General features: G+C 73.9%; 23 protein-coding genes and 1 pseudogene. 13 read left to right on the plus strand and 11 right to left on the minus strand.

Going from position 1 to position 18,302, the window contains the following annotated elements:
* Positions 1-209: 209 nt before the first annotated feature.
* From OTB16_RS34230 to OTB16_RS34240, 3 genes and pseudogenes are all read left to right on the plus strand, one after another.
* Positions 210-797 carry a histidine kinase gene (locus OTB16_RS34230; protein ID WP_267726149.1) on the plus strand — a complete coding sequence of 196 codons (588 nt, stop codon included), beginning with the start codon at positions 210-212 and terminating at the stop codon, positions 795-797.
* A gap of 230 nt (positions 798-1,027) precedes the next feature.
* Positions 1,028-1,429 (plus strand): BlaI/MecI/CopY family transcriptional regulator, encoded by a 402-nt coding sequence (locus OTB16_RS34235; protein WP_267726151.1) that lies wholly within the window; start codon positions 1,028-1,030, stop codon positions 1,427-1,429.
* 24 nt (positions 1,430-1,453) lie between these two features.
* Positions 1,454-1,850: pseudogene (locus OTB16_RS34240) on the plus strand (M56 family peptidase); the annotation flags it as partial.
* 112 nt (positions 1,851-1,962) lie between these two features.
* Here the strand turns inward: OTB16_RS34240 and OTB16_RS34245 are convergent.
* Entirely contained in the window at positions 1,963-2,508 is a 546-nt protein-coding gene (locus tag OTB16_RS34245) for a TlpA family protein disulfide reductase (protein ID WP_267726152.1), read from the minus strand.
* A gap of 431 nt (positions 2,509-2,939) precedes the next feature.
* Between OTB16_RS34245 and OTB16_RS34250 the strand changes: the two genes are divergently transcribed.
* The 3 genes from OTB16_RS34250 to OTB16_RS34260 all read left to right on the plus strand — a co-directional run bounded on the left by OTB16_RS34250 (position 2,940) and on the right by OTB16_RS34260 (position 5,678).
* Complete coding sequence (locus OTB16_RS34250) at positions 2,940-4,274, plus strand: hemolysin family protein (protein WP_267726154.1); 1,335 nt, start codon at positions 2,940-2,942, stop codon at positions 4,272-4,274.
* Complete coding sequence (locus OTB16_RS34255) at positions 4,271-5,299, plus strand: hemolysin family protein (protein ID WP_267726156.1); 1,029 nt, start codon at positions 4,271-4,273, stop codon at positions 5,297-5,299. The genes OTB16_RS34250 and OTB16_RS34255 overlap by 4 nt, the downstream gene beginning before the upstream one ends.
* Positions 5,300-5,417: 118 nt before the next feature.
* Positions 5,418-5,678, plus strand: a complete 261-nt coding sequence (locus OTB16_RS34260) for a hypothetical protein (RefSeq protein ID WP_267726157.1) — start codon at positions 5,418-5,420, stop codon at positions 5,676-5,678.
* Here the strand turns inward: OTB16_RS34260 and OTB16_RS34265 are convergent.
* Complete coding sequence (locus OTB16_RS34265) at positions 5,656-7,941, minus strand: SpoIIE family protein phosphatase (RefSeq protein WP_267726159.1); 2,286 nt, start codon at positions 7,939-7,941, stop codon at positions 5,656-5,658. The genes OTB16_RS34260 and OTB16_RS34265 overlap by 23 nt on opposite strands.
* Positions 7,942-7,997: 56 nt before the next feature.
* Between OTB16_RS34265 and OTB16_RS34270 the strand changes: the two genes are divergently transcribed.
* Positions 7,998-8,363, plus strand: a complete 366-nt coding sequence (locus OTB16_RS34270) for a VOC family protein (RefSeq protein ID WP_267726161.1) — start codon at positions 7,998-8,000, stop codon at positions 8,361-8,363.
* 18 nt (positions 8,364-8,381) lie between these two features.
* On the opposite strand, the gene OTB16_RS34275 is transcribed toward OTB16_RS34270, so the two are convergent.
* Complete coding sequence (locus tag OTB16_RS34275; RefSeq protein ID WP_267726162.1) at positions 8,382-8,915, minus strand: IPT/TIG domain-containing protein; 534 nt, start codon at positions 8,913-8,915, stop codon at positions 8,382-8,384.
* Between the two features lie 188 nt (positions 8,916-9,103).
* On the opposite strand from OTB16_RS34275, the gene OTB16_RS34280 reads away from it, so the two are divergent.
* Entirely contained in the window at positions 9,104-9,952 is an 849-nt protein-coding gene (locus tag OTB16_RS34280; protein ID WP_267726164.1) for an aldo/keto reductase, read from the plus strand.
* An 87-nt stretch (positions 9,953-10,039) separates the two neighbouring features.
* A complete protein-coding gene (locus OTB16_RS34285) occupies positions 10,040-10,255 on the plus strand; it encodes a hypothetical protein (protein WP_267726166.1) in 216 nt (71 codons plus the stop codon).
* Positions 10,256-10,343: 88 nt separating this feature from the next.
* Here the strand turns inward: OTB16_RS34285 and OTB16_RS34290 are convergent, their stop codons facing one another.
* The 3 genes from OTB16_RS34290 to OTB16_RS34300 all read right to left on the minus strand — a co-directional run bounded on the left by OTB16_RS34290 (position 10,344) and on the right by OTB16_RS34300 (position 12,656).
* Entirely contained in the window at positions 10,344-11,015 is a 672-nt protein-coding gene (locus OTB16_RS34290) for a sigma-70 family RNA polymerase sigma factor (RefSeq protein ID WP_267726168.1), read from the minus strand.
* Positions 11,016-11,162: 147 nt separating this feature from the next.
* The gene (locus OTB16_RS34295) at positions 11,163-11,921 is read right to left on the minus strand and encodes a hypothetical protein (protein WP_267726170.1); all 759 of its coding nucleotides are present in this window, start codon (positions 11,919-11,921) and stop codon (positions 11,163-11,165) included.
* Positions 11,922-12,092: 171 nt separating this feature from the next.
* Positions 12,093-12,656, minus strand: coding sequence for a WYL domain-containing protein (locus OTB16_RS34300; protein ID WP_476470178.1), 564 nt, complete (start codon positions 12,654-12,656; stop codon positions 12,093-12,095).
* On the opposite strand from OTB16_RS34300, the gene OTB16_RS34305 reads away from it, so the two are divergent.
* Positions 12,640-13,095 (plus strand): hypothetical protein, encoded by a 456-nt coding sequence (locus tag OTB16_RS34305; RefSeq protein ID WP_420717855.1) that lies wholly within the window; start codon positions 12,640-12,642, stop codon positions 13,093-13,095. The two genes, OTB16_RS34300 and OTB16_RS34305, sit on opposite strands and share 17 nt — an antisense overlap.
* A gap of 73 nt (positions 13,096-13,168) precedes the next feature.
* Here the strand turns inward: OTB16_RS34305 and OTB16_RS34310 are convergent, their stop codons facing one another.
* On the minus strand, positions 13,169-14,362 hold the full coding sequence (locus OTB16_RS34310; RefSeq protein ID WP_267726172.1) for an MFS transporter: 1,194 nt from the start codon (positions 14,360-14,362) through the stop codon (positions 13,169-13,171).
* 147 nt (positions 14,363-14,509) lie between these two features.
* Positions 14,510-14,683 carry a CsbD family protein gene (locus OTB16_RS34315; RefSeq protein ID WP_267726174.1) on the minus strand — a complete coding sequence of 58 codons (174 nt, stop codon included), beginning with the start codon at positions 14,681-14,683 and terminating at the stop codon, positions 14,510-14,512.
* A gap of 180 nt (positions 14,684-14,863) precedes the next feature.
* Here OTB16_RS34315 and OTB16_RS34320 point away from each other — a divergent pair, with 180 nt between their 5' ends.
* Positions 14,864-15,094, plus strand: coding sequence for an acyl carrier protein (locus tag OTB16_RS34320; protein WP_267726176.1), 231 nt, complete (start codon positions 14,864-14,866; stop codon positions 15,092-15,094).
* 94 nt (positions 15,095-15,188) lie between these two features.
* Complete coding sequence (locus OTB16_RS34325) at positions 15,189-16,556, plus strand: mycothione reductase (RefSeq protein WP_267726177.1); 1,368 nt, start codon at positions 15,189-15,191, stop codon at positions 16,554-16,556.
* 30 nt (positions 16,557-16,586) lie between these two features.
* On the opposite strand, the gene OTB16_RS34330 is transcribed toward OTB16_RS34325, so the two are convergent.
* Positions 16,587-16,769, minus strand: coding sequence for a hypothetical protein (locus OTB16_RS34330; protein ID WP_267726179.1), 183 nt, complete (start codon positions 16,767-16,769; stop codon positions 16,587-16,589).
* A gap of 179 nt (positions 16,770-16,948) precedes the next feature.
* A complete protein-coding gene (locus OTB16_RS34335) occupies positions 16,949-17,320 on the minus strand; it encodes a VOC family protein (protein WP_267726181.1) in 372 nt (123 codons plus the stop codon).
* Positions 17,321-17,441: 121 nt separating this feature from the next.
* Between OTB16_RS34335 and OTB16_RS34340 the strand changes: the two genes are divergently transcribed.
* A complete protein-coding gene (locus OTB16_RS34340; protein WP_267726183.1) occupies positions 17,442-17,843 on the plus strand; it encodes a hypothetical protein in 402 nt (133 codons plus the stop codon).
* Positions 17,844-17,900: 57 nt separating this feature from the next.
* Here OTB16_RS34340 and OTB16_RS34345 read toward each other — a convergent pair whose 3' ends face one another.
* Positions 17,901-18,101, minus strand: a complete 201-nt coding sequence (locus OTB16_RS34345; RefSeq protein WP_267726185.1) for a hypothetical protein — start codon at positions 18,099-18,101, stop codon at positions 17,901-17,903.
* Between the last annotated feature and the right edge of the window lie 201 nt (positions 18,102-18,302).

Genomic DNA, 18,302 nt, shown 5'->3' on the forward strand with positions numbered 1-18,302 from the left:
TCCGGGGCGGCTGTCGCCTTGCCGGATGCCCGGCGGCCCGTTCCTCCGTTCTTCGTAGCGCCGGACGCCGCGGATTGGTGGATGCCGCGGGCAGACCCCGGCCGGCCGGGAAGGCCGGTGGCACGTCACGGGAGGCGGGCGGCGCGGACGCGGGTTCCACTGGGGGGACCAGGGAGTGCGTCGGCGGGCAGTGCGGGAGGACAGGCGACATGACGGAGACCCATCAGGTGCTGCTGATCTCGTTCACGGGGCCGGCCACCGGCCGTGCGGCGTTCCGGGAGGCGCTCGACCTGCCGGGGCTGCGGCAGGCGGCGGTGGTGGAACGCTCGGCCGACGGCCTGCTCGACGTACCGGAGAGCCATGTCAGCGGCGCCGGGGTCGCGACGGCGGGCGCCGGGCTGGTCGGCGGTCTCGTCGGCCTGCTGGGCGGCCCGCTCGGCGTGCTGCTGGGAACGGCGGCGGGCGCGGCCCTCGGCGGCGCCGCCGAGAACCAGCAGCGGCTGGAGGGCGGTGCGGGCCTGATCATGCTGAGCAGCCGGGTCGAAGAGGGGGCGTCGCTGCTCGTGGTGGACCTGCGCGAGTCCTCGCCGCAGCCCGGAGACGACCTCGCGCGGCGCCACGGCGGCACGCTGGAGCGCGTCTCGGAGAAGGAGTTCGCGGCGCAGGTCCGCGCCGCGGAGGAAGCGGCGGAGGAGCCCGGCGAGGGGCGGGCGGCGAGGACGGACGGGGGGACCGCAGGGCAGACGGGCCGGCCGGCCGACGGCGAGCCGGCCGAAGGGGAGGAGCGGCCCTCCTGACCCCCGCCCGGCACGCCGTACGGGTACGGAAGCGCGGGAGCATGGGAGCCAGGGCGTCGTGGCTCGGGGTGCCGGGGCTCGGGGCGCCGGGAGAGCCCGGCCGCGCGTCCGTGCCCGCGGTCCGGCGGCCGGTCGCCGCGGGCTCCGTACGGGCGGCCGGTCGCCGCGGGCTCCGTACGATGGGCCGCACTTCACGTGGGACACGCGATCCCCGGACGGGAGGCCTGAGGATGAGAACCCGGCACGGCACGGGGGACGCGCTGCCCCCACGACGGGGTCAGGGCGAGCTGGAGGCCCAGGTCCTCGCCGTACTCGGCGGCGCGCCGGGGCCGGTCACCGCGGGCTGGGTGCAGGAGCGCCTCCCCGGAACCCTCGCCTACACCACGGTGATGACGATCCTGACCCGCCTGCACGTCAAGGGCGCGGTCGACCGCGAGCGCGCGGGCCGTTCGTTCCAGTGGGTTCCCGTGGCCGACGAGGCGGGGCTTGCGGCCCTGCGGATGCGCAAGGTGCTCGACGGCGGGGCCGACCGGCAGGCGGTGCTCGCCAGCTTCGTCTCCTTGCTCCCGCCCGGGGACGAGCAGCTGTTGCGCGGCCTGCTCGCGCAGACCGACGACGAAGGGGGCGGCTGAACTCCCAGGGGAGTCTTCGTCTTCCTGCCCCTGGTCCTGCCCTTCACCGCCTGGCCCATCGCCCGGCTGGCCGAGCACCACCTCCACCCGCGGACGGCGACCCGGCTGCTGTCCGCCATCGCCGCGGTCCTCGCGGTGTGCAGCACCCTGTGCCTCGCGCTGCTGATGGTGGTCGGCACCGCCCAGCTGGTCGGACCCGGAGGTGCGCGACGCGGTGCCGTACGACGAGGTGGCCGGCATGGACGCCATCCCGGCGCTCCTCGCCGTACTGGCCGGACGCGCCGCCATCGCCTGGCGCCACTTCCGCGTGCGCCGCGACGCGCTGCGCGCCCTCGCCGGGCTGCCCGACCGCGCGGTGGCCGTGCTGCCCGAAGACGCGGCGTACGCGTACGCGCTCCCGGGCCCACAGGGCCATGCCGTCTCCGTGTTCGCCGGTGGCGGTCCCGAGCCGGGGTGCCGGTCCGGGCCGCCGGTTTCTACAACACTGTAGAAATTACCGGCAGCGGTTGCCCCGTACGGACGGCTTCGCGCGGTCAGTCCTCGCCGACGAGGGCGGCCAACTCGCGGTCCAGGCTCCCGGTGTCCGCTCCGCTGCCCCGGTAGACGTCCTCCCCGTCCTCGTCGAGGAGCACGTACGTGTTGACGCCAGCGGCGCGGAACCGGTCGCGCAGCGCGTGCTGCGCGTCGGCGAGGTGGGTCAGGGGGCCGCCCGCCGCGGGGGCGGCGAAGCCCTGGAGCCCCGCACCGGCGCCCGGCCCGGCCACGGCGACGACGTGGACGCGGCCCAGGTGGCGGTCGGCCAGTGCGGCGGTCTCGAAGGCCTGGGCGGGGCACTCCGCGCAGGTCGCCCCGTAGAACCACAGCAGGACGGGTTTGCCCGCCAGTGACGCGGTGTCGAAGTCCGAGCCGTCGACGGTCTTGGCCGCGAAGCGGAGCGCGTCCGGGACGGCCCGCTCCGCCGGCCGGGCCTGAGGCCCCGCGGCCCCCAGAAGGGGGCCGGTGGTCTCGGGCGACGTGCACGCGGTGAGGGGCAGGCACAGGGCGGCGAACAGGGCAGCCGCGGCGATACGGGAACGCATGGGTGGCACTCTCCCGGTCGGGTTCGGACCGCAACACCGGCAACCAGGGCCGGGGCGCCGCCGTCCCGGCCGGCCCTCGGCCCGGGGTGCCCGGACAAGCAGAGAATGTAGTCATATGAAGAAAATATGATGCTATGAGACGCGACTCCGGGGCCCGCTTCACCCGGTCGGCGGACAGGGAACCCGATCCGCTCTCGCCTTTTCTACACAGCTGTAGAAACATGGGCCGGAGCGGGGTGCCTGACGGGGCACCTTTGCCCGCCCTTTACGATTGTGGCGGGGGGCCCTCCCCGCCACGCAACCCCGCGGGGCCGCCGTACGGCGCCCGCCGAGTGAAGAAGGAGCAGCAGACCCGCAATGGGTGAACCTCCCAGTCCGAGCCGTGCCACGACCTGCCCGCAGATTCTCGCGACGGGAACGGGGGTGGCACGGTGACCGAGATCCTGTTGCTGCTCCTGGCCTTCGCCCTGACGCTGATGTGCGCGGTGTTCGTCGCGGCCGAGTTCTCGCTGACCACGGTCGAGCGCGGTGAACTCGAACGCGCCGCCGAGGCCGGCGAGCGCGGCGCCGAAGGCGCCCTGAAGGCCGCGAAGCGCCTCACCTTCCAGCTGTCCGGCGCCCAGCTGGGCATCACCGTGACCTCCCTGGTGATCGGCATGCTCGCCGAGCCGTCCGTCTCCGCGCTGCTGCGCGGCCCGCTGACCGCGCTCGGCCTGCCCGAGGGGGCCGTGGCGACCACGGCGACCCTGCTCGGAGTGGCCCTGTCCACCGTCGTCCTGATGGTGATCGGCGAGCTGGTTCCGAAGAACTGGGCGATCTCCCGCCCGCTGGCCGTCGCCAAGGTCGTCGCGGGCCCGCAGCGCGGTTTCACGGCCGCCTTCGCCCCGCTGATCCGCCACCTGAACAACACCGCCAACCGCCTCGTACGACGCTTCGGCCTGGAGCCCGCCGAGGAGCTGGCCTCCGCCCGCACCCCGGAGGAGCTGGTGGCCCTCGCCCGGCACTCCGCCCGCGAGGGCGTGATCGAGGCGGACTCGGCCGAGCTCTTCGTGAAGACCCTGCACCTGGCCGACCTGACCGCCGAGAACGTGATGACCCCGCGCGTCGACGTCCAGGCCCTGGAACTGCGCGCGGCTGCCTCCGACGCCGCGAAGCTGACGCTGGCCACCGGCCTGTCCCGGTTCCCCGTCTACCGCGACACCCTGGACGAGGTGGTCGGCACCGTCCACATCCGCGACGTCCTGGCCCTGGACGAGGACATGCGCCCGGTCACCCCGGTCGCCGACCTCATGACGTCCGCGCTGATGGTGCCGCACTCCCTGCCGGTCGACACCCTGCTCGGGCGGCTGCGCAGGTCCCGCACCATGGCCGTGATCATCGACGAGTACGGCGGCACCGCTGGCGTCGCCACGGTCGAGGACATCGTCGAGGAGGTCGTCGGCGAGGTCCGCGACGAGCACGACCCGATGGAGGTCCCCGACCTCATCGAAGCCCCGGAACACGACGGCCGCCGCGTGTGGGAGGCCGACGGGAGCGTCCGGCTCGACGAGCTCGAAGAGATCGGATTCGACGTACCCGAGGGCCCCTACGAGACCCTCGCCGGGCTCATCGCCACCGAGCTGGCGCGGATCCCCGCCGAAGGCGACACCGTCACCGTCGACGGCTGGCGGCTGTCCGTGCTCGACGTCGACCACCACCGCGCCGACCGGGTCACCGTCATGGCGCCCCCGGCGGATGCCGCCGCCACCGAGGAGCAGGGCCGATGACCGCGATCCAACTGCTGATCGGTGCCTTCACCCTGATCACCAACGCCTTCTTCGTCGGCGCCGAGTTCGCCCTCATCTCCGTACGCCGCAGCCAGATCGAACCGGCGGCGGTCAAGGGCGACCTCCGCGCGAGGACCACCCTGTGGGGGCTCCAACACCTCTCCGCGGTGATGGCCACCGCCCAGCTCGGCATCACCGTCTCCTCACTGGTCCTGGGCGCCGTCGCCGAACCGGCCATCGCGCACCTGCTGGAACCCCCCTTCGAGGCCCTCGGCGTACCCGAGGGGCTGATCCACCCCATCGCGTTCGTCATCGCGCTCACCGTGGCGACGTACCTGCACATGCTGGTCGGCGAGATGGTCCCCAAGAACATCGCGCTCGCTGCTCCGGCGCCCACCGCGCTGCTCCTGGGCCCGCCGCTGGTCGCCCTCACCAGGGCGCTGCGTCCGTTCGTCTTCGGCATCAACGCCTTCGCCAACGTCCTGCTGCGCCTGCTCAAGGTCGAGCCGAAGGGCGAGGTCGGCGCGGTCTTCACCGACGACGAGCTCGCCCGCCTCGTCAAGGACTCCAGCGCCGCCGGCCTCCTCGGCCCTGAGGACGGGGAGCGCCTGCGGGACGCGCTCGAACTCGGCACCCGGCCGGTGGGCGACATCATGGTCCCGCTGGACCGCGTCGTGACGGTCGGCCACGACATCACCCCCCGCGCCCTGGAACGGACCGCCGCACAGTACGGGTACTCCCGTCTGCCCGTCGCCGGACCCGACGCGGAGATCCTGGGCTACCTGCACATCAAGGACGCCCTCGCGGCGGCCGACCGCACCGCGCCCTTCCCGCGCAGCGCCCTCCACCCGATCACCAAGGTGTCCCTCGGCACCCCGCTCGACGACACGATGACCGCGATGCGGACGGCGGGCACGCACCTGGCCGCCGTCACGGGCGACGCCGACGCCGTGATCGGCTTCGTCACCATGGAAGACCTGCTCGAAGAGCTCGTCGGCGCCGCCGCCCAGGACGGCGACGCCTGACCCTGCCGCCCGACGGCCGGTACCGCCCCCGCGGTGCCGGCCGTCGGCCGTACCGGCGAGCGGGGACCGGTGCGTCACGCGCACGTCGGTCGGTCGTTGTGCCGCCATGGATGATTTCATGGTGAAGATCCCGGCCGACTGGCTCTCCCGGGTGTTCCTCTCGCTCCGCCACGGCGCTTCCGACGACGCCCAGGTCGTGGCCGCGGAGCTCCAGCCGTTCACCGAGAAGCCCGGACAGCGCGTGCCGGTGCCCCGCAACACGGTGCTGCGCACCGAGCAGGCCCTCCAGGGTGAGCTGCGGTGCGTCGAGGGGGGTGCCCGCCGGGAGGAGCTGTCCGAGCAGGTCCGCTACCTGGTCAACGCCCGGCTGAGCCTGTAGCCGCGCCCGCGCCGGGCCCCGCGTCCGGGCCTGCTGTCGGCCCCGCTTCCGGGCCTGCTGCCGGGCCCGCTTCCGGGCGGGCCCCCGCGCGGTGGACGCGGGCCAGGACGAGGACGGTGTCGTCGGTGGGCGGGTCGGGCAGCAGGTTCGTCAGGATGCGGTCCGCCATCACCTCCAACGGCCCGCCCGCCCGGCGGACTTCGGTGCGCAGTGCCTCAAGGCCCGCGTCGATGTCCTGGCCGCGGGACTCGATGAGGCCGTCCGTGTAGAGGACGAGGACCGCGCCGTCGGGCAGTTCCCGCTCCACCGTCCGGAAGGGCAGGCCCCCCACGCCGAGGGGGATGCCCAGGACCTCGTCGACGGTGTCGACGGTCCCGTCCGGCCGCAGGACCAGCGGCGGGGGGTGGCCGGCTCCGGCGATCCGGGCGCGGCCGGTCGTCGCGTCGTAGACGAGGTAGAGACACGTGGCCAGCTCGATGCCGGACTCCTGGGCGCAGGCGTCGAGCTCGGCGAGCAGGGCGTCCGGCCGGGCGTGGTGCGAGGCCAGCGCCTTGGTGGTGATGCGGAGCCGGCCCATGTCGGTGGCGGCGGGAACGCCGTGGCCCATCACGTCGCCGACCACGAGGGCGACCCGGTCACCCGGCAGGCTGATCACGTCGTACCAGTCGCCGCCGACCTCGGTGATGCGGCTGCCGGGCAGGTACCGGTGGGCCACCTCCACGTACGGGCTCGTGGCCAGGGCACTGGGCAGCAGGGCCCGCTGGAGGGTGAGCGATATGTCCTGGACGCGGCTGTAGAGGCGGGCGTTGTCCAGACAGATCGCGGCGCGCGAGGCGAGTTCGCCGCCCAGGCCGAGGTCGTCCTCGGTGAAGGCGGGCCGGTCCGCGGACCGGCCGAAGACGGCGAGCCCCTGCACCGTGTCCCGGGCGATGAGCGGTGCGACGAGGAGGCAGGCCACCCCGCTGTCGGACAGCAGCCGGGCGCGGGACTCGATGAGGACGGTGCGGGCGAGGAAGTCCGCGTCGACCACGGCGGACACCGGCCGGCCCGTGCGCAGCATGTCGTGGATGACCGAGCCGGGCGGGTAGCGCACCCGCTCCACTCCGCTGACGAGTTCGGTGGCCGGGGGCGGCAGGACGGTTCCCGAGGCGATCCGTCGGGTGATCAGCGGGCGGTCGGGGTCGAACCGCTCCGTCTCGTCCATCCACTCCACCACTTCGACCACGGCGCCGTCGCAGAAGTCGGGCATCACGACGTCGACCAGCTCCTGCGCCGTGCGGCGCACGTCCAGGGTGGTGCCGAGGCGCGCGGAGGCCCGGTCCAGCAGAGCGAGGCGCCGGCGTGCGGCGGTGGCTTCCAGAATGGCCCGCTCGCGGTCGGTCACGTCCACCATCAGCCCGCCCACTCCCGGGCGGGAGCCGGCCACCCCGCTGAGCGGGAAGAAGGTGACCGACCGCACCTGGTCACGGTCCGGATGCCCCTTCGGGCGCAGGCCCACCAGCGTTCCCACCACCGGGCCCCCGCCCTCGGCGACCGCCCGGACCATGCGCCGGTACTCGCCGCCGTCGGCCATGATCATGACCTCGTCCACGGGCCGCCCGATGTGCTCCTCCACGGGGAGCCCGTCCATGTCCGCCAGCGCCTGGTTGAGGTGGACGTACCGCAGTTCCTGATCGAGCATGACCAGTCCGACGGGACAGGTCTCGAAGAGGGCGTCGAGGAAGGCCAGATTGGTCTTGACCCGGTCGAGTTCGCTGCTCCGGCTCGCCAGGCCCATCACCACCGACCGCCCTGCGGCGCCCTGTACGGGGAAGACCCGGAAGCCGCACGCGAAGTCCGTGCCGTCCCGGTGCCGCGCCGTCAGCGGACCCCGCCAGTACCCCTGCGCCCGGGCCCGTTCCGCCAGGGCGGCGGCCGTCACGGCAGCCTCCGCCGGACCGCCGGCGAACAGCAGGGCGCCGGGCCGTCCCAGGACGGCGGCGGCCTCGTGGCCGAAGAGGTCCCGGGCGCCGGGCCCCCAGTAGCAGACGAGGCCGTCGTCATCGAGGCCGAAGACGGCCACCGCCACGTGCTCGAGCAGGGTCCCCGGCTCGGACCGGAACGGCCCGCCGCGGGCGTCGTCCCCCCGCCGGACCGATGGCACGAGACGCCCCTTCCAGCCGTCGTTCTGTCCCATCCAGTATGCGGAGACGCTCCACCGGCCGCGCTCCGGCGCGGTGCCGCTCGCGGCCGGGTGCCGCCGTACGGCCGGGTGCAGGGGCACGGGGCCCGGCGTACGGTGGGGACGGCAGCCTCCGCGCAGGGTGACGGGAGTCCGACATGGCCGGTGAGGTCTCCTTCTTCGAGCTCGGCGTGGGCGATGCCGAGCAGGCCCGTACGTTCTTCGGCGGGCTGTTCGGCTGGGACTTCGAGCCGGGTACGACCGACGGCGGCGGTTTCGCGATCCGGACGCCCAACGTGCCTGGCGGGCTGCACGGCAACGACTCCGGCGCGAGCCCCTACCTGTTCTTCCGGGTCGACGACATGCGGGCGGCGATCGTCCGGGTCCGCGAGCTCGGCGGCTCGGTCGACGACGTCGAGCTGGGTGGCGGCGACGAGTCGGTCGCCCGGTTCGGCCGCTTCCAGCTCTGCCAGGACGACCAGGGGACCCCGTTCGGACTGCACCAGCCGCCGCCGGGAGCCTGAAGCGCCGGTGGGGGTCCCTCAGTCGAGGTAGGTGAAGGGGAGCGGGTTCGTGAACTGCCCGCAGGGGGTGGCCGCGTAGACGGAGACGGTCGCTGCCGCGGGCCACGGGGGAGTGACGGCGAAGACGGAGGTGTCGCCGAGTACGACCACGTCCGCGGCCTCCCGTCCGCTGAAGCAGCCGTCGGGTCCCAGGGTGCCGAAGAGCACCCGGGTGTACGGCGTGAGGCCGGTCCCGGTGAGGGTGAGCTGGGTGCCGCCGCCGCGGGGGCCGGCGTCCGGCAGGAGCGCGACGAACTGCCCCCGCGGGGCTCCGTCCGGGGTGCCGGGGCGGACGGGGAACGCGCCGGGGGCGCAGCGCAGGGGTTCGGCGGCCTCGGCGCGCGGGGCCGAGTGGACCGGCGGCAGGGTGCACAGGGCCAGCGCGGCGAGCAGGAGCGCGGTGCGGCGGCGGGTACGCGTCGTCAGGGCGGAGCCTTCCGGGGAGGGGTCGGAACCGGAGGAGCCCGGGCCCGCCCCATCATGGGGAAGCCGCACCGTGTGAATCCAGGACAAATCGCCAATGTCGCCCACGGTCCCGCGGGGCCTCGTATGGAGCACCGGTCCGGGAGGCTACGCGCTGTGGCGGGTACGGGTGCACAAGCCCCGGCCGCGGGCGAGACCCACCCCGGGAGCCGCACGGCACGTGCCCCGAGGCCGGTCCCCGCGCCCATCCACTCCACACCGCACGGAAGGAACCCCGCATGCGGACCGTCACCCTGAACAACGGCGTAGAGATGCCCGTCCTCGGTTTCGGCGTGTACCAGATCCAGGCCGAGCAGACCGAGCGGGCCGTCAGCGACGCCCTCGCCGCCGGTTACCGCTCCCTGGACACCGCGGCCGCCTACGGCAACGAGGAGGCCGTCGGCCGTGCGATCAGGTCCAGCGGGATCCCGCGCCAGGACCTGTTCGTCACCACCAAGCTGTGGGTCTCGGACGCCGGCGAGGACAAGGCCAAGCGCGCCTTCGACACCTCACTGCGCAAGCTGGGCCTGGACCACCTCGACCTGTACCTGATCCACCAGCCCTACGGCGACGTGTACGGTTCCTGGCGCGCCATGGAAGCCCTGCACCATCAGGGCCTCGTCCGGGCGATCGGAGTCTCGAACTTCCACGGCGACCGGCTCGTCGACCTGATCGACCACAACGAGATCACCCCCGCCGTCAACCAGGTCGAGACCCACCCCTTCCACCAGCGCACCACCGACCAGGAGCTGATGCGCGAACGCGGGGTGCAGATCGAGTCGTGGGGCCCCTTCGCCGAGGGTCGCAACGACCTCTTCACCCACCCCGAGCTCAGCGGGATCGCGGCCGCACACGGCAAGTCCGTGGCGCAGGTCGTCCTGCGCTGGCTCGTCCAGCGTGACGTCGTGGTGATCCCCAAGTCGGTGCGCGCCGAGCGCATGGCCGAGAACCTCGACGTCTTCGACTTCGAGCTCGCCGCCGGGGAGATGGCGGCCATCGCCGCCCTGGACACGGGTCAGTCGCTGTTCTTCGACCACCGCGACCCCGCCATGGTCAGCCGGCTCGGCACCCACACCCTGGACGGCTGACCCCCGTGCCGCCGTGTGGCGACCACCGGCGGCAAACCCCTGGCCAGGGGTGGCGTACCTGTTGACGTAGCGTCGCATAATGAGCCCGTGACCCAAGGGAATGACAGCGGTGAAGACGGCGGACAGGACGACGGCGGCATGTCCGTCATCGCGATCCCGCTCGGCCTGCTGGCCGGAGTGGTGGTGGGCGTGTTCCTCGACAACGTGGGACTCGGGCTCGCCATAGGGCTCTCCGCCGGGGCGGCGATCAGCGCGATCGGCTCCGCGCGGAGCTCTTCGGGCAGCGCGGACGACGGGGCCTGACCCCCGCCCGCGGGGCCCTCTGCGGGAGGGGGCCAAAGCCGCCGGCACCCGGCGCTCCCTCCCGCGATGTGCGCGGGCCGACACCCCCCTAGACCGGTGATGCGACCAGCCGGGGCCCGGGCGCTGTCCGGTCGCCCCGGTTCCGGTGCGGGGTGGTGGGGGGTGGAACGGTCGGGGGTGTGGTGTCGGTGAGGAGGGTGATGAGGGTGGTGCGGGCGCGGGCTACGCGGGAGCGGACGGTGCCGATGGGGCAGTTGATGGTGGTGGCGGCTTCGGCGTAGGGGAGGCCGAGGAGTTGGGTGAGGATGAAGGCTTCGCGGCGTTCGGGGGTGATGGTGGTGAGGAGTTCGGCGAGGGCGATGCCGTCTTCGAAGCCGGGGATGTCGCGGTGCTGGGTTTGTTCGGCGGCGGTCTGCCAGTCGTGGTGGTGGGAGAGTCTGGGGCGGGCGGCTGCGTGGCGGAGGCTGTCGATGACGGTGCGGCGGGCGATGGAGAGGATCCAGGTGCGGGCGGAGGAGCGGCCTTCGAAGCGGTGGAGGCTGCCGAGTGCGCGGAGGAAGACGTCTTGGGTGAGGTCGTCGGCGGCTTGGGTGTCGGCGCTGAGGTAGGCGACGTAGCGCCAGACGTCGCGGTGGAGGGCGCGGGCGAAGCGGTCGGCTTTTTCGGGGTCGCCGTCGCGGGCGTCGAGGGCGAGGCGGGTGGTTTCCGCGTCGGAGTCGGGGGTGTGCCGGCAGTGCTGCGTGGTCAGGGCAGGGGTCATCGCCACAGGTCCTCACGGGCAGGGGGGTGTCCGGCGTCGCGCGCGGGGCGCGGGGCCGGTGAAGGGGGTACGGCCCGCCGTGGGGCGGGGCCGATGCCCGAGGCGCGGTGGACGGGAGCCGTCGGTGTGCGCTCGGGGAGCCGGCTGTCAGGTGACAGCGGTTCCCGTCGGGGGACCCCGTGAGGTGATGGCGTGGACGAGGAACAGCCGCCGCGGCGCGCGGCCTTGGTGGGTGCGACGGGCGTACGGGCAGGCCCGGAGCGGCGTCGCCGACCGGTGGAGGAGCAGACGCAGCGGTGAACCGAGCCGCCCGGCGACGGCGCGCAGCACGCGGAACACGGCGCGCTCCCCGTACGCCAGCCACAGGCCGCACAGCACCGCGGCCAGCAGATGGGCGGTGAGCATCCCGGCCGGTGACAGGGCCGTCACCCCGTGGCCGCCGCCGGGCAGTGCGGTACCCGGCAGTAGTGCGACACCCGCGGTCAGGGCGGACGCCGGCTCGTGCGGGGCGGTGTGGTGCGCGTGGGCGGCGGACACCGCCAGCGGGTGGGCCGCCAAGCCGCCGAGCGCGGTCCGCGCCCCGTTGCCGCAGGTCACGTACTCGGCCCACTGGCGGGCCAGTGACGTCCCGGTCGGCAGGGAGGGGTGGACGAGCGACTGGGCCAGCGAGAACGCCGTGTGGAGCACCGCCTGGACGGCGACGGCCACCGCGCTGACGGCGAGCGGTCCGCGCTCCTGGCCGGCGAGCGCCCAGGCCGTGCCCGCCGTGCCCGCCAACCCGGCGCCCATCGCCCACCAGGGCACCGCCATTCCCGACATGAGGAGGTGGCCGGTGACGGCGAGCAGCACGCAGAGGGCCGCGAACATCGCAGCCCGTAACCCGCGCAGACAGCGGCCCGGCTTCATGGCGGGCTCATCCTCGCACCAGCCTCTCGAGCCGCGCACGGTCGTGCGCACGTCCGGACAACTTCCCGTGGTGGAGCTCGTGTTGAACGAAGAGCGAGGGCGCGGGGTGGGGCGGCCGGAGGGCGGCGACCCGCCGCTCCACCCGACTGCCTACCCGGTCGGCCGAGACGTTCAACGTCCAGGGAACGGGGACTTCTGCGGAGCCGGCCCCGGAGGCGACGGCGGGCGCGTCGACCGGGCGTAACGTCCCGCCAGTTCCTCCAGGTGGGCCACCAGTTCCGGCGGACCGGTCACCGTGAACTCGTACCCGAGCATCCCGAGGTGCACGGCGATACTGTCCAGCGAATCGGCCCCGGTCTCCAGTACGCACGTGCCGGCGTCCACCGGCTCCACCACCCCCACCGCCGGGTTGACGCGCTCCAGGACGGCCGCGGCCGGCGCGTGTACGGTCACCCGGGCCCGGTGCCGCCACGCGGCGGCGGAGGCCTTGCCCGCGACGTACCGGGCGGCGTCGCCCTCCGGGTCCTCGCGGGGCGCGAACCTGGCGCCCGCCGGGCTGCGGGGCATCAGGCGGTCGACCCGGAACAGGCGCCAGTCGTCGCGGTCGACGTCCCAGGCCACGAGGTACCAGCGGCGCCCCCAGCTGACGACGCGCTGCGGCTCCACCAGCCGCCGGGTCGCCGTCCCCGCGGTAGTCCAGGACTTCCGCGACGACAAGATGGGCTTCAACGCCATCCAGTCCACCCGCCCCGAGACGGTCGGACACGCCCTGCACGACTCGCCGGTCGGCCAGCTCGCCTGGATCGTCGAGAAGTTCAAGGAGTGGACGGACCCCGCGAACGAACTCCCCGAGGACGCCGTCGACCGCGACACCCTGCTGACCAACGTCAGTGTCTACTGGTTCACCGGAACCGCCGCTTCCTCCGCCCACCTCTACTACGAGACGGCCCACGACCCCGCCGCCTGGGCACCCAAGGACCCCGGAACGGTTCCGACCGCCGTGGCCGTCGCCCTGCCCACCGACGTCGCGATCCGCCGGTACGCCGCACGCGACCACCACGTCGTGCGCTGGACCGAGTTCGAGCGCGGCGGGAACTTCCTCGCCCTGGAGGAGCCCGGCCTGCTGATCGAGGACGTCCGCGCGTCCTTCGCCGGCCTCGCCCGGGACGCGTAGCGCCGGGAGGCGCCGGGGCGCCGGAGTGGGGCCCCGTCCCCAGGAGGACGGGCTCAGGTGGCGGCGTACGGGCTCAGGCCCCGGCGGCGCGTACCGGCCGGCGCAGCAGGTAGGCGCCCGCGGCCGTGACCAGGACGGCCATGCAGGCGATGAACACCAGCCCCGCTCCCTCCAGGCCCATCGGGCCCGACAGCACGCCGACCCCGATCACCGGTACCGAGATCCCGGTGTACGCCACCACGAACAGCGTCGAGATCACCGCCGCCCGCTGGTCCGGGGGAGCGGCCCCGGCCACCGCGGACAGCGCGCCGCGGAACGCCAGACCCTGCCCGGCCCCGCCCACCAGCGCGCTCAGCACCACCAGCGACAGCAGGTCCCACCACAGCGCTCCCGCGAGCAGCGCCAGCCCGCCGAGGAGTACGGCGCAGCCGAGCGGAAGCGAGCGCCCCACCCCGATCCTGCCGACCGCCAGCTGCCCGGCGGTCGAGGCGAAGAAGGCCAGCGCGACGATCAGCCCGACCACGGCGCGGTTGTGGACGTCCAGGGACTCCGCGAGGAACGCCGGGCTGACCGACGTGAACACCCCGAACAGCGCGAACCCCACGAACGCGGCGATCGCCGCCGGTGCGAACACCGCCCGCACCCCCGCGGGCAGGCCGGGCCGCTGCGGACGCACCGTGCTCAGCGGCCGCCGCTTCCGTACGGTCTCCGGCAGCCACAGGAGCACGGCGGCCGACCCGGCCACCAGGACGAGGTGCACCACGTACGGCAGGTACAGCGGCCAGGGCGCGTACTGCGCCAGTACCCCGGCGAGCAGCGGACCGCAGCCCAGGCCGCCCATGTTGGCGGCGGTCGCCACGAAGGTGGCCCGGGAGGCGCCGCCGGACGGCGCCAGCTCCATCACGTACGCCGTTGCGGCCCCCGTGAACAGGCCGGCGGACAAACCCGACAACAGCCGGCCCGTGTACAGCCAGCCCAGCCCGGTGGCGCACAGGAAACAGACGGCGCTCGCCGTCGCACACGCCAGGCCCGCCAGCAGCACCGGACGCCGGCCCACGGCGTCCGAGGCGTTGCCCGCCAGCAGCAGCACCCCGATGACCCCGAAGGCGTACACGGCGTACACGACCGTCACCATCAGCTCGGAGAACCCGAACTTCTCCTGGTAGAGGCCGTAGAGCGGGGTCGGCAGCGTGGTGCCGGCCATGCACACGGCGAACACCGCGGCGGCGAGCACACACGGGCGCCAGCCCCGGTGATCATCGTCCATGCCGCCGACGGTAACGCCGCGCCCCACCGCGGCTCGGCGCGGCGTGCCCGGCGCGCCGCGAGCGGGGGAGGAGCGGCCGGTCCGTCCCGGGGCGCCCGGCCCGGCGCCCCTGTCACCCTGGTCCCCGGCGCTCGTGCGGGGTGCCGGTCAGCGCTTGAAGATGTCCTTCATCTTCTCCTTGGCCTGGCGGGCATCACCCTTGGCCTGTTCGGCGCGGCCCTCGGCCGTCAGCTGCTCGTTGCCCACCGCGCGGCCGGCCGTCTCCTTGAGCTTGCCCTTGGCCTGCTCGGTCTTGGCCTGGCTCTTCTCGTTCTCCGACACAGCTGATCACTCCCTGGGGGATGGGAACAACGTACGCCTCCCGTCTGACCGGGATCCCGGCCCGCAAACGGAGCGGACGGAAGAGACGGTTGTCGGCCAGAGCGACGGCCCGCCCGGTTGTGCGGGCCCGCATCGGGGGTAGGGGCGGGGGACGACAACGGACCGGTCAGAGGAGACATCGTGGAGTGGGACAGCGTGGTGGGGCAGATCGTGGCCAGACGCAGCGGGCGCACGGTCGAGGAGCTGGAACCGCAGACCGACCTGGCGGAAGACCTGGGGCTCGACGACGCCGCGGTGATCGGGATGCTCGGGGAGCTGAAGGCCGCCGGGTTCCACGTCCGGGACGGGGTGGACCTGGGCCGGCTCACCACGGTGCAGGCCCTGATCGACGCGGTCAGCCCGACGTCATGACCCCGCAGGCCCCCCGCCCCCGGCCGTGAGCCGGGCGCCGCGACCGCCAGCGCGGCGGCCCGCCACGGCGGGGCCGGGCCTCGTAGCTGAGCCGATGCGTCATCACGATCTTGTCGTCATCGGAGCGGGTTCCGGCAACGCCGTCATCGACGAGTCGTTCGCCGGCCTCGACGTGGCCGTCGTCGAGGAGAAGTGGTTCGGCGGAACCTGTCTGAACGCCGGCTGCATCCCCAGCAAAATGCTCGCCTACGCGGCACACGTCGCCGAGACCGTCCGCGGGGCCGGTACCTACGACGTGGACGCCGAACTGCGGGCCGTCCGCTGGCGCGAGCTGCGCGACCGGGTCTTCGGGCGGCTTGACGCCGACCGCGAGGAGGGCCGCCGCGGCCGTGTGGAATCCGGCTTCGTGACCGTGTACGAGGGCCGGGCGCACTTCACCGGACCCCGGCAGCTGCGCATCGGGCTTCCCGACGGCGCCCTCGACATCAGCGCGGAGCAGATCGTCGTCGCGGCCGGCGGACGCCCGCTGGTGCCCGCGCCGGTGGCCGCATCGGGCCTGCCGTACGAAACGTCCGACACCGTCATGCGCGTCGACGCCCCGCCCCGGCGCCTGGCCGTCCTCGGCGGGGGCTACATCGCCGCCGAACTCGCCGAGGTCTTCGCGGCGGCGGGAAGCTCCGTCGTCATCGTCGAGAAGGAGGACCGGCTTCTCGGCCCGCAGGACGAGACGGTCGCCGAACGGTTCACCGAACTGGTGCGCTCCCGCTACGACCTGCGGCTCGGCCGGGAGGTCACGACGGTCGGCGGCCGGCCGGGCGCCCTGCGGCTGACCCTGGACGACGGTTCGACCGTCGAGGCCGACATGCTGCTGATCGCCGCGGGACGCGTCCCCAACAGCGACCGGCTGAACCTCGAAGCGGCCGGCATCCGTACCCACGACGACGGCCGGATCGTCGTCGACGCCCACCAGCGGACCACCGCGGACGGAGTGTTCGCGCTCGGCGACATCTGTACGCCGGTCCAGCTGAAGCACGTGGCCAACCGGGAGGCGGAGGTGGTGTCGCACAACCTCCGCCACCCGCACGACCTCGCGTCGGCCGACCACGGCAACGTCCCGGCGGCGGTCTTCACCCGCCCGCAGATCGCCTCGGTCGGAGCGACCGAACAGGACTGCCGGGACCGGGGAGTGGACTACCTGGCGGGCACGGCGCGCTACGCCGACGTCGCCTACGGCTGGGCCATGGAGGACGCCACCGGGTTCTGCAAGGTGCTCGCCGAGCCCGGCACCGGCCGGCTGCTCGGCGCCCACCTGATGGGGCCCCAGGCCCCCACGCTCATCCAGCCCCTCGTCCTCGCGATGGCCCTGGGGACCGACGCGTCCACCCTCGCCCGGGCTCCGTACTGGATCCACCCCGCGCTCACCGAGGTCGTGGAGAACGCCCTCCTCGACCTCGGCCTCTGAGCGCGGCGGCCGGCCGGGCCGCGGGCAGTGTCATCGTCTGCGGCCACGGCCCCGCGCGGCCAGCCCGCTCGCGACCCCGGCGACGTGCAGCGCCAGCAGGGCGAGACCGATCAGCATGAAGTTGGTGGAGGTGAAGATGTTGTTGGTGGAGATCTCGGCCGCGTTGATCAGGAACGCGATGAAGAACAGTGCGGCGGCGGCTATGCCCAGCATGGTGGTGCCCCTCTCAGTAGGTGAGGGGCGTGTGCCCCGCCAGAGCCGGACCATGAGCGGCTGGACCGCCTGATTCCCGCCGGGGTTTCCGCCGTGGCTCCCGCCCCGGTTCCCGCCCCGGTTCCATCCCCGGTTTCATCCCCGGTTCCCGCTCTGATTCCCGTCCGCGCGGGAGGAGTTCAGCCGTGGGTGGCGTCGATGACGCAGAACCGGTTGCCCTCGGGATCGGCCAGCACCACGAAGTCGGGGTCCTCGGGATACGAGTCCCAGTCCACGTGCCGCGCCCCGAGCGCCAGCAGGCGTGCCACCTCCGCCTCCTGCTCGGCCGCGTCCGCAGCGTAGAGGTCGAGGTGGACGCGCGGACGGTCCTGCACCGGCGAGGTGCTCAGGCCCAGGGCCAGCCCGGGCCCGGGCCCCTCGGCGGGCACCAGGACGGCCCAGTCGGCGTCGACGGCGCCGTCGCGGGGGACGTACCCCAGCGCCGCGCCCCAGAAGTCGGCCGCCCGCCGCACGTCCGCGGCGCCCATGACGATGGTTCCGATGGTCAGCATGACCCGATTCTGGCAAACCCGCCGTCGCTCCGGCCGGGCTCCCCGCCGCGGCCGGTTTCCGCGACCAGCGAAGGCCCGGGCCCGGGTGTCTGGCGCGGCTGAGGCTGGGCAGGCGGCAGGCATGACTGATTCCGAGACGAAGACGACCAGCGGATACCACGTCACCGTGCACGGCGAACGGTTCACCTGTCGGGAGGTGTCCGGGCTGGGGCCGCAGGGGGACGGCGACCTGCCCGGACAGGTACTCACGGTGACCCTGACCGACTGCGTTCTCACCGACACACCCAGGGCGCAGGAGTGGGCGCTGTCCGCCGACGCGTCCCCCGTCGTGCGGCACGTGAAGATCGAGGAGACGGCCGGGGACACGGCCGGTGAAGCGGCCGCCCCGCTGGCCACCTGGTACCTCAGTGACGCCCGGCCGGGCGCCATCGGGGACTACAGCACCACGGCGTCCAACCACGAGACCCGCATCGACCGGCTGACCGTGCACGCGGAGAAGATCGCCCCCGACCTGCCGGTATGAGCCCTTCGGTGTAGGCCTCCGGTGTAAGCCTGCCGGTGTGAGCCTGCGGTGCGGGCCTCAGGCCGCGTGGCGGCCGTGGCGCCCCCGCCGCGCCGGCTCGGCGGCGTGCCGGCCGCCGGAAGCCGGTAAGGCCCGCAGGTGCCGCCTGCGGGGCGCGGACCCGGCGCCCCGCGGGTCGAGCATGCGCTCCTCGTAGCGGTCGAGCGCGAGCAGGACGCACAGGAGGAAAGGCGGCACGAGCAGCACGGCGAAGATCACAACGGGTCCTTCGGCAGGGCGGAGGAACGGTCCTCAGCGCACCTGCCCCGCTCCGCCGGGGGGGAACCCCGGCTCCAGGCGCACGCCCCCGGCCCGAGTGCGCCGGGCGCCGCCGGTCCCGGGGAGCGCCCCGCGCCCGGACCGTTCCGGCAGGTCACGGCGGTGGGCGGCGCCCCAACGGGGGCCCCCCCACCCAGAAAC

It is taken from the genome of Streptomyces antarcticus (genome assembly GCF_026627255.1).
GTDB classification, from domain to species: Bacteria; Actinomycetota; Actinomycetes; order Streptomycetales; family Streptomycetaceae; genus Streptomyces; species Streptomyces antarcticus.

Excerpts from the sequence above, each read along its gene's own strand:
- OTB16_RS34325 (WP_267726177.1), top strand. The coding sequence starts at position 15,189 with ATGCGTCATCACGATCTTGTCGTCATCGGAGCGGGTTCCGGCAACGCC.
- OTB16_RS34235 (WP_267726151.1), top strand. The coding sequence starts at position 1,028 with ATGAGAACCCGGCACGGCACGGGGGACGCGCTGCCCCCACGACGGGGT.
- OTB16_RS34245 (WP_267726152.1), bottom strand. The coding sequence starts at position 2,508 with ATGCGTTCCCGTATCGCCGCGGCTGCCCTGTTCGCCGCCCTGTGCCTG.
- OTB16_RS34310 (WP_267726172.1), bottom strand. The coding sequence starts at position 14,362 with ATGGACGATGATCACCGGGGCTGGCGCCCGTGTGTGCTCGCCGCCGCG.
- OTB16_RS34230 (WP_267726149.1), top strand. The coding sequence starts at position 210 with ATGACGGAGACCCATCAGGTGCTGCTGATCTCGTTCACGGGGCCGGCC.
- OTB16_RS34270 (WP_267726161.1), top strand. The coding sequence starts at position 7,998 with ATGGCCGGTGAGGTCTCCTTCTTCGAGCTCGGCGTGGGCGATGCCGAG.
- OTB16_RS34255 (WP_267726156.1), top strand. The coding sequence starts at position 4,271 with ATGACCGCGATCCAACTGCTGATCGGTGCCTTCACCCTGATCACCAAC.
- OTB16_RS34340 (WP_267726183.1), top strand. The coding sequence starts at position 17,442 with ATGACTGATTCCGAGACGAAGACGACCAGCGGATACCACGTCACCGTG.
- OTB16_RS34260 (WP_267726157.1), top strand. The coding sequence starts at position 5,418 with ATGGTGAAGATCCCGGCCGACTGGCTCTCCCGGGTGTTCCTCTCGCTC.
- OTB16_RS34295 (WP_267726170.1), bottom strand. The coding sequence starts at position 11,921 with ATGAAGCCGGGCCGCTGTCTGCGCGGGTTACGGGCTGCGATGTTCGCG.
- OTB16_RS34280 (WP_267726164.1), top strand. The coding sequence starts at position 9,104 with ATGCGGACCGTCACCCTGAACAACGGCGTAGAGATGCCCGTCCTCGGT.
- OTB16_RS34335 (WP_267726181.1), bottom strand. The coding sequence starts at position 17,320 with ATGCTGACCATCGGAACCATCGTCATGGGCGCCGCGGACGTGCGGCGG.
- OTB16_RS34305 (WP_420717855.1), top strand. The coding sequence starts at position 12,640 with ATGGGCTTCAACGCCATCCAGTCCACCCGCCCCGAGACGGTCGGACAC.
- OTB16_RS34330 (WP_267726179.1), bottom strand. The coding sequence starts at position 16,769 with ATGCTGGGCATAGCCGCCGCCGCACTGTTCTTCATCGCGTTCCTGATC.
- OTB16_RS34290 (WP_267726168.1), bottom strand. The coding sequence starts at position 11,015 with ATGACCCCTGCCCTGACCACGCAGCACTGCCGGCACACCCCCGACTCC.
- OTB16_RS34300 (WP_476470178.1), bottom strand. The coding sequence starts at position 12,656 with ATGGCGTTGAAGCCCATCTTGTCGTCGCGGAAGTCCTGGACTACCGCG.